General features: G+C 67.0%; 9 protein-coding genes and 3 pseudogenes. 7 read left to right on the top strand and 5 right to left on the bottom strand.

Going from position 1 to position 9,846, the window contains the following annotated elements; genetic code table 11:
• Window positions 1–164: 164 nt before the first annotated feature.
• A complete protein-coding gene (locus tag AB0D93_RS28005) occupies window positions 165–1,043 on the bottom strand; it encodes a polysaccharide deacetylase family protein (RefSeq protein ID WP_362124680.1) in 879 nt (292 codons plus the stop codon).
• A 412-nt stretch (window positions 1,044–1,455) separates the two neighbouring features.
• On the opposite strand from AB0D93_RS28005, the gene AB0D93_RS28000 reads away from it, so the two are divergent.
• A complete protein-coding gene (locus tag AB0D93_RS28000; RefSeq protein WP_362124677.1) occupies window positions 1,456–2,751 on the top strand; it encodes a protein kinase in 1,296 nt (431 codons plus the stop codon).
• On the opposite strand, the gene AB0D93_RS27995 is transcribed toward AB0D93_RS28000, so the two are convergent.
• Together AB0D93_RS27995 and AB0D93_RS27990 are read right to left on the bottom strand one after the other, a co-directional pair.
• A complete protein-coding gene (locus AB0D93_RS27995; protein ID WP_362124674.1) occupies window positions 2,742–3,452 on the bottom strand; it encodes a hypothetical protein in 711 nt (236 codons plus the stop codon). The two genes, AB0D93_RS28000 and AB0D93_RS27995, sit on opposite strands and share 10 nt — an antisense overlap.
• 57 nt (window positions 3,453–3,509) lie before the next feature.
• Entirely contained in the window at window positions 3,510–4,673 is a 1,164-nt protein-coding gene (locus AB0D93_RS27990) for a metallophosphoesterase (RefSeq protein WP_362124671.1), read from the bottom strand.
• Between the two features lie 125 nt (window positions 4,674–4,798).
• On the opposite strand from AB0D93_RS27990, the pseudogene AB0D93_RS27985 reads away from it, so the two are divergent.
• The 3 pseudogenes from AB0D93_RS27985 to AB0D93_RS27975 form a co-directional block, all read left to right on the top strand.
• A pseudogene (locus AB0D93_RS27985) lies at window positions 4,799–4,980 on the top strand (IS481 family transposase); the annotation flags it as partial.
• 74 nt (window positions 4,981–5,054) lie between these two features.
• A pseudogene (locus tag AB0D93_RS27980) lies at window positions 5,055–5,371 on the top strand (aldo/keto reductase); the annotation flags it as partial.
• Window positions 5,372–5,559, top strand: a pseudogene (locus tag AB0D93_RS27975) (transposase); the annotation flags it as partial.
• Window positions 5,560–6,452: 893 nt separating this feature from the next.
• On the opposite strand, the gene AB0D93_RS27970 reads toward AB0D93_RS27975, so the two are convergent.
• On the bottom strand, window positions 6,453–7,607 hold the full coding sequence (locus AB0D93_RS27970; protein ID WP_362124668.1) for a PP2C family protein-serine/threonine phosphatase: 1,155 nt from the start codon (window positions 7,605–7,607) through the stop codon (window positions 6,453–6,455).
• 151 nt (window positions 7,608–7,758) lie between these two features.
• Complete coding sequence (locus AB0D93_RS27965; protein WP_362124665.1) at window positions 7,759–8,085, bottom strand: hypothetical protein; 327 nt, start codon at window positions 8,083–8,085, stop codon at window positions 7,759–7,761.
• 116 nt (window positions 8,086–8,201) lie between these two features.
• Between AB0D93_RS27965 and AB0D93_RS27960 the strand changes: the two genes are divergently transcribed.
• The 3 genes from AB0D93_RS27960 (at window position 8,202) to AB0D93_RS27950 (ending at window position 9,790) form a co-directional block, all read left to right on the top strand.
• Window positions 8,202–8,438 carry a S1 RNA-binding domain-containing protein gene (locus AB0D93_RS27960; protein ID WP_362124662.1) on the top strand — a complete coding sequence of 79 codons (237 nt, stop codon included), beginning with the start codon at window positions 8,202–8,204 and terminating at the stop codon, window positions 8,436–8,438.
• 254 nt (window positions 8,439–8,692) lie between these two features.
• On the top strand, window positions 8,693–9,235 hold the full coding sequence (locus AB0D93_RS27955; protein WP_362124659.1) for a TetR/AcrR family transcriptional regulator: 543 nt from the start codon (window positions 8,693–8,695) through the stop codon (window positions 9,233–9,235).
• A gap of 57 nt (window positions 9,236–9,292) precedes the next feature.
• The gene (locus tag AB0D93_RS27950) at window positions 9,293–9,790 is read left to right on the top strand and encodes a DUF6463 family protein (RefSeq protein ID WP_362124656.1); all 498 of its coding nucleotides are present in this window, start codon (window positions 9,293–9,295) and stop codon (window positions 9,788–9,790) included.
• The last annotated feature ends 56 nt before the right edge of the window (window positions 9,791–9,846 follow it).

Below are 9,846 nucleotides of genomic sequence, written 5' to 3'. Positions count from 1 at the left end.
GGGGCTTTCCTTGGCCTTTGACCCGACTTTCCGGTGGGGAGTGAACCTCTCTCCCCGAGACACCGTCCTAGAGGGCGCAATGTCGCCGGATGCCCATTCGGCCTCGGAGCGCGGGCCGCACAGTGAAGTGCAACGGCTGCGAAGCACACTGATTTCTGGTCGGTTCAGTTTCCGGCCGGCGGCTGGATGTAGTCCTCCAGGCGGGCCACCGCGAAGCCTTGTTCCCGGATGCGTTCGAGCAGATTGGCGAACATCTTCGTCATGGTGGCGCCCTTGAGTTCCGCAGGGCCGCGGAAATGGGCGAGGATGATGTCGCCGGGACGCAGTTTCTTGCCTGGCTCTTGGTACTGCATATTGCGTACCTGCATGGACTCGCGCCACCAGACGATCGCTCGCGGCCCGCACTCTCCCACCGCGATCTTGGTGTTGTTGTTGTACGCCCCGTAAGGCGGCCGGAAGAGGAACGGGGCGGTGCCGAACTGCTGGGTGAGGATCTTTTGGTCGCCGCACACCTCTTGCTTCTGGCGGACCAGGGGGATGGTGTTCATCGCGGGATGGTGCAGGGTGTGATTCTGGATGTGGTTGCCCATCGCCTGCAGTGCCTTGAAGTACCCGTAGTCCGACTTGATGGCGTCGTTCATCAGGAACATCGTGATCGGGATCTTCAGTTCCCGCAGCATCTCGATGAACCTGGGGTCCTTCTCCAGCCCGTCGTCGACGGTGATGAAGACGACCTTCTGGGATGTCGGTACGTGCGCGAAGACCGGAACCGGGCCGGTCGCGGACAGCTTGATGGGTTTGTCCGCCGGGGGCTCGGGAGCCGCGGGCAGCGGCGTCAGGCCCCACTTGTGCCAGGCGGCAGGCTCAGCCGTGACGTGCGACGCGGTCCCGGGCCTGCCGCCGACGGTGGCGGACGCCGACGGGGTGGCCGCCCGACCGGTTGCGCTGCCACCGCTCATGCCGCAGCCGCCTGCGGACAGGGCCAGGAGCATGCCGGCCAGCGGGGCGCAGAACCTGCCACCGCCTATGTTGCGTCGCTTCACCGTATCGGTCTCCTGACTGCAGAGCTGACCTTGACTCTGCTGGGAAGGTAACCGCGGCACGAAAGGCGAAGTTCAGCGGAGGGTGAGAATATGACCAAAGCCGACACCACCTCCGGGCACCATGGGGCTCATCACAGCCAATTCACGGCAGGAGGGAGGCCGGTGCTGCGGGTCCTGGCGGCCCGCGTAGCGGAGCGACGCCCGGATCGGGTGGACGACACCGGTCCCAGGTCGAACCGACGTCGCACCCCATGCCCGGAGCAGTCAATCGGCCTGGGCCGGCGCTGTCCTGTCGGGATCCGCGCGTGGGTTGCACGCCATTTTCAAGGCGGGGTACGCGCCCCGACCGCTGACTGGGACCCGCCACAGGGTCGGACCGGATCACAAAAAACCCACAAGAACCGCCCCTACGGTGCCTCGGCGGAAGTCGGCAACGAGGGGGAACACCGTGGATCGTTCACGTCGTCTGGGCGGACGCTACCGTCTGGAACAGGTCCTGGGGCATGGGGGGATGGCCGAAGTATGGCTGGCGTACGATCTGCTGCTGTTCCGCCCGGTCGCAGTGAAGGCGCTCCGGCCGGAACTGGCGGCCGATGCCGAACACTGGGCGCGTTTCCGCCGTGAGGTCGTCTCGACGGCCCTGTTGGGCCACCCGTCCGTCGTCGCCGTCTACGACGCGGGCGAGGACACGATCGACGGCCACCGCGTGCCGTACCTCGTGATGGAGTACGTCAAGGGCAACACGCTGCTCCAATTCGTGCGCGAGGCACGGATCGCTGGACCCGAGCACGCCCTGGAGCTCACCGCCGGCGTGCTGGAGGCGCTCGATCATGCCCACCGCCACGGCATCGTCCACCGGGACATCAAGCCGGCGAACGTCATGCTCTCCCACGAGGGCACCGTGAAGGTGGCGGACTTCGGCATCGCCCGCTCGGTGGATCGGGCGGGTACGACCCTCACCCGCACCTCGGTGGTGGTGGGCACGGCCGAGTACCTCTCGCCGGAACAGGCCCGGGGCGAGCAGGTGGACGTCCGTACCGACCTGTACTCGACCGGCTGCCTGCTGTACGAGCTGCTCACCGGCCGCCCCCCGTTCACTGGTGACACCCCGCTGGCCGTGGCCATGAAGCATCTCTCGGAACCACCGGTGCCTCCCTCTGCCCATGCCCCGCAGCTGCCTGCCGCCTACGACACCCTGGTGCTGCGCGCGCTGGCCAAGGACCGTGCGGACCGGTACCAGACCGCCGAAGATATGCGCGACGCCATCGGGGAGGTACTGGCGGGCCGTGCCATGGCGGTCACCTCGCCGTTGCCGGATCCACCTGCGACGGTTCGGCACACCCAGCTACCGCCGGCCCGGGGTCCCCGGAAAGAACCCCCCGTGCGCCGACGGCGCATCCGTCGGCCACTCCAGGCGATGGCGGTGCTGTTGGCGGCCGCCGGCGGCACCTACGTGATCGCCGGATCCCCCGCCCTTGCTCGTCCCGGGGTCGAGGCACCCTCGCTGATCGGCGAGACGATGCACCAAGCCCGATCGAGCGCCCAGGCAGTCGGCGTACGCGTCCAGGCCATCCGACACCGAGAGTGTCCTCACCCGGGCACGCCCGTCGGCCGAGTATGTGAGCAGACACCCGCGCCCGGCAGCGAGGTGCCACGTCACGCCATCCTGCGGGTCACTCTGTCTCCGGGCACACCTCATCAGGGGTAGAGCGGCCCTTGCGCCACCACCACCGTATCGTCAGCCGTCAACACGCCTCTCGGACACAACGCTTGAACATACGGTGACGAGGGCCTCGACCTTACGGTCGTGGTCCTCGTTTCGTGTTCGTAGCGGATGGTGATGCCCAGGGCGTCGTAGAGCGGGCCTTTCTTCTCGACGGCGGCAGTCTGCATGCGCTGTGCAATATCTCCAAAACTCTCAGTGATCTCCCCGATCTGTCGCGCGTCGAGCGGCGATTGCTTCTTCCGGTGGACGGCGGGGTGGGCGTCGAGCTTCTTCTGCGCGGCGTCCTTGTCCCGCTGGGCCTCGTTGATCCACTGGGTGACGACGGTGGGGTGGACTCCGGCGTCGAGGGCTGCCTGGTAACGGGCGAGCCGTCGCTCGCACTCCTTGATCGCGTGGCGTGCTTGAGCCTGCTCGGGCGTCTGGGGCTCTGCGATGCTCGCTGCGGCGCTCGCGTGGCTGAGCGCTTCGATGGTGGCGGAGAGCCGGTCCGGGGCGAAGGCCCGGGCGATCCAACGGTCCAGGGCCTGGCACACGGTGTCTTCGCGCAGGTAGACGGTGCGTGGGTGGGTGAGATCGGGGTAGAGGGGGGCTTCTTCCTCCTTGAATTCGCAGCGGTAGTTGATGCGGCTGCGGAGGGTGGCGGGCTGTCTTGTCTCGGTTGATGCTTGACGTTGTGGCTTCAACGGCTGCCGTAGAGCCTCGATGATGGCCCACGCCTCAGATGACGGAAGGCTGGGGTCTCAGTTGCAGGTGCCGCTGCCGGAGTCGCTGTACTGCAGCGCTGTGGAGTCGAAACCGGGGCCGGGCAGGACGGGCTTGTAGTCCCAGCTGTAGCTGTCGGACTTGAGGGTGAGCTTCATGACGCCGAAGGCGCTGGCCTGGGCGGTGACCACGTTCGGGTTGTCATAGTCGCCGGGCGAGCCGGCGAGGGTGTCGAGGGCCTCGCCGCCGGAGCCGACGATGAACTCCGGGATGCCGTGGGTCGGGTCGTACTGGCCGGCGGGGTTCATCGGGCGCAGCCGGGCGTACGCGTGCTCGTGACCGTTGAGGATGAGCGTGGCGTGGTGCTGGTAGAGGAGCTTCCACCAAGCGTCGGTCGCTGCACCCTCGGCGCCGCCGGCGCCCGGCGCGGAAGCGGGCACCGTGGCGGTAGAGGCCGTCGTGGCGCTGAAGGTCGCCTGGTGCCAGTACGCAATTGTGCACTGACGCCTGTTGGCGGCCAGGTCGTTCGATAGCCACTGGGTCTCCTGGCCAAGGAGGCCGCTGTCCGTCGTGGAGCAGTCGTGGTTGAACGCGTCGGAGTTGCACTCGGCGTTGAGCGAGACGATGTGCCAGTTGCCGAGGTTGTAGGAGTACCACCCCTGCTTGTCGGCGGTGTCGTCGCCGGCCTGGCCCTGGGTCTCCGGCGTGCCGGCCTGGTCGTGGCCGTTGAAGTAGCCGAAGTATCCGGCACCGTTCTGCCCGGCCTCGTTGTCGCCCTTCTTGGTGTACGGGTAGTACTCGTGGTTGCCCGGCGCCGGACGTTCGAGCATCCTCAGGCCGCCCCATGCCTGCTCGAAGGACTGTTCGAAGTCGGTCAGCTTGCCGACCTGGTACTGCTCGTCGCCCAGCAGTGCCACGGCGTCGGGGTGCATGTCCGTGGCCTGTTTGGCGGTTGCGAACTCGGCGCTCATGCCGCCCAGGGTGGGGCTGCCGCACTTGAGCGATGCCGGGGTGGCGGCGTTCTCGGCGTCGTCGGGCTCGCAGGCGATGTCGCCGACGGCCGCCAGGGTGTACGAGGCCGCGCTGTGGTGGGCGTAGGGCCAGTCGTTGTCACTCTGGTTCGCGGCGGCGACGGCGGTGCCGGTGACCGCGAGGACGGCCAGGCCGACGGCTGCGGAGGAGATCTTGGTGACGCGTCTCATGTGCGGTGTCCTTCCACGGCGGGAGTAGCCAACGCACGTTAGGCAGTTGATCTATCAGTTGACACAAACACGTTCCAACGGTTCGGTGAACTCCGTTCGTGGCAGGGCGACCGGGGCATCCCTGCTGTGGACGGCTGCAAGGTGGCCGTCTGGCCGGTCTGCCACCGCTGTTGCCCCGCCCACCGAACAGATCGTCGAACGGCCCGTCGGCAGCGTCGGTGGCTTCGTGGTCGCCGGACAGCGCATCCAGCTTGGCCGTGGCTATGCCCGCCAGGGCGTCACCGTCCACCTGAGCGAGAACGTGATCTGCGCCTTGCGCCGGTGATTAAGTCGTGTGCGCAGGCTGGCAGTTCGACGCCCTCTCGGTGGGGGAGCGGCAGCCTGGTCGCCCCGACGGTTCCGAGGCCATCGGTTCTCATGGTCCGCGCTGGCTTGCTGGTCGGCGTCAGAACGCTGGACGCAGCGGACACCCTCATCAATGCGTGGGATCTCAGTTGTGGCGAGGTCTGGGGGATGAGCCCCTTTGGGGGCAGCACCAGTGCCTCGGTGTGGGACAAGGTCGACCCGCGCCTTTTCCTCCAGGACGGCGGCCGACTCTCCCGCGCCCAGGCAGCGTTCAGAACGCCTACAACCTCCCACGGGTCGGCACTATCGCCGTGGGCACCGACAAACCGTCCCACCTGGGGGAACTCGTCGGACGCATCGCCCGACGCGGCATCGAGAACTCCACACATCTGGGCCGACACCGCTGGGTCGTCGAATGCACCATCGCCTGGCCCACCGGCTGCCGGCGCCTGCACCGTCGCTACGAGCGCAAGCCCGACCACTTCCTGGCCATCCCGCGCTGGCAGCTGCCCTCATCTGCTACCGCAGACTCCCCAAATGAAATGACCTGTTAGGAGATGACCCACGCATCCCTGCCCAGCTAGTTGTAGCCGTCGTCCATCGTGTTGGACGAGAGGAAGACTGGCCGCGTGAGCAACCGATCGCCGGCCCGCTGCAGGCACAACGCCACACCGAGACTCTCCGACCCCATCTCCCCTCCAGGTAGGTAGAAGAACTCGGGATCGGGTTCTCGGCGCTCGGCACGCACTTCCACCCAGCGCTCCAATTCGGAGGGAACACGGCCGACCAAACGCCGTGTCGTCCGCAAAGACCTGCGGGCCCCGAAGGGCGTCAACGTGCTGGAGCAGTTTCCGCGTCCACCTCGCCCTGCTGATCTGCGCAAATTTCGCGGCCGATCCTATCCCACAGCGCGGGGCGAAACCTCGTAGGCGTGCGCGTCAGCCGCCGGAGACCGCCCGCGGCGTCGGGGCTGGTCAGCCGCCGGGCAGGGGAAGCGCTACCCGTAAAACGTACGGATACTTACCCGGAAAACTGCCTCGTTCCTATGAAGTTACGCGCGCTCCAACAGTCTGTAATCAGGCCTCTGAGCTGGGACGATGCACGTCTGGAAGGGGTGAGCGGGCGTGCCGTCGTGGGGTGGAAGATGCCATGCCAGGCGCTACTCCGCGCCAGCCACCCCAGGGGGAATCCGTGGTCCTGCAGACCGTCATCCTTGCCAGCATCCCGGCGCTCATCAGGGCCGCGGGGAGCATCACCTCTGGTTCGGGACGCGGGCGGCGACTCTGCGGACGTCGTCGCCGACGACCAGGTCGGGGACGGCGCGCAACGCCTCGGTGAGCCTCGAGGAAATGGACGTCTGAAGCGCTCCGGATCTGATGGAGGGTCCCCTGATCCCGGAATGCTTCACACGCTTCCCAACCGCTACCCAAAGTCTCAGATGGTCGGCGTACCGGCTCCTTCGTCGAGCCGGTCGATAAGGATCACCGCCACGTCGTCCGCCAAGCGGCCTTCGGTGTGGCCGATCAATGCCTGGTGCAGTTGCTCAAGAAACTCCTGAGGCGTGGTGCCGCAGTTGATCGACTCCATGACCTCCGGCAGCGGGAAGAAGCCGTTGCCGGGGTTGCGGGCTTCGATCACGCCGTCGGTGTAGAGGAGTAGACGGTCTCCGGATACGAACGGATAGGTCTCAGGTTGCTCGGGAGGGCCGGTGATCAGGTCCTCCAGGCCCAGGGGCGGGTGCGGTGAGGCGGGCATCAAAGCCTGAGTTCGGCCCTTGTGAAGTACCAGCGGGGGCGGGTGGCCGCGGTTGACCAGTTGCACAACGGGTTCGTCGTTCGGCACTTGGGCGATGAGTGCGGTGGTGAACCCCTCCATCAGGGCTTCCTCGGGAAAGGTGCCCGGCACGGCGGCCTCCCGGCGCAGCGCGGCTGCGCAGTGGTTCATGACCCCCACCAGGTCGTTCTCGTAGTGCGCGACCACCCGGAACGCGCCCAGCGCCACCGCGACGGCGTGCATGCCGCTCAGCCCCTTGCCGCGGACGTCGCCCACGATCATCCGGACGCCGTACTGCGTCTGCACGGCCTCGTACAGATCGCCGCCTACCTGCGCCCCGGTCCCGGCCGCCAGGCACAGGCTGGCCGCCCGCACGGGGCCCAGGCGCTCGGGGACCGGCCGCAGAATGACCTCCTGTGCGGCAACGGCGATCCGGCGGACCTGGTCGAGCTCGCTCCTCCTGTACGCACGCATGACGCTGCTCGTGATGAAACCGGCCACGGAGACCAGAGCCAGCGCCAGGAAATTGGTATAGACCTGCAAGGTGCCCCATGCCTGGTTGTACGTGGCCGTGGTCACGCTGACCGCCAGCGCAAGCACCACCGCCAGGGCCGTGCGCTTAGGGCCCATCGTCACCGCCGCCAGCGCCGGCACCGCAGCGAGAAAGGGACCGGTATAGATGAAATGAGCAGGGGTGAGCTCGATGATCAGAACGGCCAGCGCGATCACAAACGGCACGCACTGCGCCAGCGCGAGCAGAACCCTGCTGTGACCACCCGCTCCCGTTCGAGAGGATGAGCAGAAGAGCGACACCACACCTTCAGCCTGCCTCGCCGACACCCTGACGGCCTCCCGGGGGACCAGCCTCCGCCAAGGGAAGCCGTCTCCTTCGCGGTCAGCCCGCGGGTCGGATCGACAAGGATCACGTGCCGGGACCGGGCAAAGCCGAAGAACTGCCGCAGCACGGTCAGCCGGCGCCTTCGGCCCTTCGGCAGTAGCACCAGGAAGGCTCCTTTCCGCGCTGGCTTGCGAGGAACACTCCGAGATCGCGCATGGTGGCGAGGGCGGCCTCCAGGGTGAGGTTGCTGCGGGGGCGGGTGCCAGCTCGGCGGGCCCGGTCCTGGGCCCGCATCCGCGGGACATCGAAGGCGGTGACAGTCGGGCGGAGGCGTTCGGGGACAGCGTCGACGCGGCGCTTGCGCCGTCCGGCGGCGAGCCGCTCGGCCTGGTCGGTGGGGAGAGTCAGGCCGCGGGCGGTGAAGAAGTCCTCCAGAGCGCGGGCGAAGATGCCCATGGACCCGCCGGGGCGGGGTTCGGCGTGTTCGTGACGCTGGACGACGGCCCCGACGACCCGGCCTTCCCTGGCGCCCCCAACCGGACCCCTTCCAAACATTCGCCGACCGCACTGCGGTGCGGCAGAAACTGCACGGACGGGTCACCAAGCTGGTCCCGTTCGGTGCCTTCGTCCAGGTCACCGACGGGATCGAGGGACTGGTCCACCTGCGAGAGCTCACATCGACGCCCGTGGAAAGTCCGTCAGATGTCGTCCAGGCCGGCGACGAGGTCACGGTCGTCGTCACTGAGATCGACCGGGAGCGACGCAGGCTGGTTCTCTCTCGACGACAAGACTCATCCGACCACCGGTGACTCCTCTACGCTTCCGCGACGCTTCCTCACGCGCGTTCCTGACCGTCTGAGCGCCGCCCGGCGCAGGGGAAGCACCGCTCCAACCCGGTGAACCTGGGAGCGTGTCTCAGCAACCAGCCCCCAGTGCGCCTTTGGGCATGAATCTCATGGCATGGGTGGGGCGCCGGGGAATCCGGCGCCCCACCGTGTCACTTCCTCGGACACGCCTGTTAGCCTGCCCATACCAAACCTTTTGGTATGGAGGAGAGGTCAAGGTGGGTGCGGAGAAGTGGGCGTGGCTGGACCAGGGCTTGACGTTGCTGGCGGAGCAGGGTGCGCCCGCGGTCACGCTGGATCGGCTGTGTGAGCGCATGGGCATGTCGAAGGGCGCCTTCTATCACCACTTCGGATCGATGCCGAAGTATCGGATCCGATTGCTCGACCACTTCGAGGCCAAGTGCACCACGGCGATCATCAACGGAGTTGAAGCGTCCGACACGCTTCCGGCCCGGGAGCGGCTGGCCAGGCTCCTGGCTGAAGTGACCAAGGACGCCGGCCCACCGCTGGAGATCGCGATGCGGGCCTGGGCGAAACAGGATCCCGAGGCGGCGCGGGTGCAGGAGCGTGTCGACGCAACCCGCATTGGATATCTGCGGGATCTGTGCGAACAGGCCGGCCATGGCAGACCGGATCAAGTGGCCAAGATGCTCTATCTGATGTTGGTCGGGGCGGAGCACCTCACGCCCCCGCTCCCGAAGCCAGAGCTGCGCGGCATGTACGAGCTGCTGATGCCGCTCCTGGACCGGTTGGCCTCCTGACTTCATGGCGATCGAGACGGATCTCTCACCCGACGTTCCCGGAAGGAACACTGCGTCATGAATGCCTCCGCCCGCCCCGAATCCCGTACATCCAACGCCAGAGGTCTCCGTCTGTGGGTTCCCCGCCTGATGCTCACTGCCGCAGCGGTGCACATGATGGTTGGCGTCGTCGCCTCGTACTCGTACTGGAGCGGCATCGTCTCCGACGGACTGTGGAACACCGTCCGCAACGACGACTACACCCGCATGATGGCCCTTTGGTTCATGATCAGCGGAGTTGCCTTCTTCGGCCTTGGGCTCCTTTGTAGAAGAGTTGTGCTCGCCGTAGGCGCGATGCCCGTGGAGACCGGATGGATCCTGCTGGCACTCGGAATCCCGGTGGCCGTACTGGAACCGGTCTCAGGCGGCTGGTCACTGATTGCCATCGGCGTGCTGGCAGTGGTGGCGTCGCGGCGCGACAGTGGCATGAGGGACTTCGACCGATCGGGTGGTCGACGAGCGGGAGGAACGCTCGCTCCAGGCGCGACCCCACTCAATACCGCGCCCTCTGAATAGGTGCTCTGCACCAGTGTGCGGTTCATGATCACTTGTGCGAGATGATCTCGGTATGA

The sequence above is a fragment of the Streptomyces sp. NPDC048191 genome (genome assembly GCF_040652655.1).
Taxonomy (GTDB): domain Bacteria; phylum Actinomycetota; class Actinomycetes; order Streptomycetales; family Streptomycetaceae; genus Streptomyces.
The sequence above is the reverse complement of the archived record's forward strand: the minus strand, read 5'-3'. Positions and strand labels throughout refer to the sequence as shown.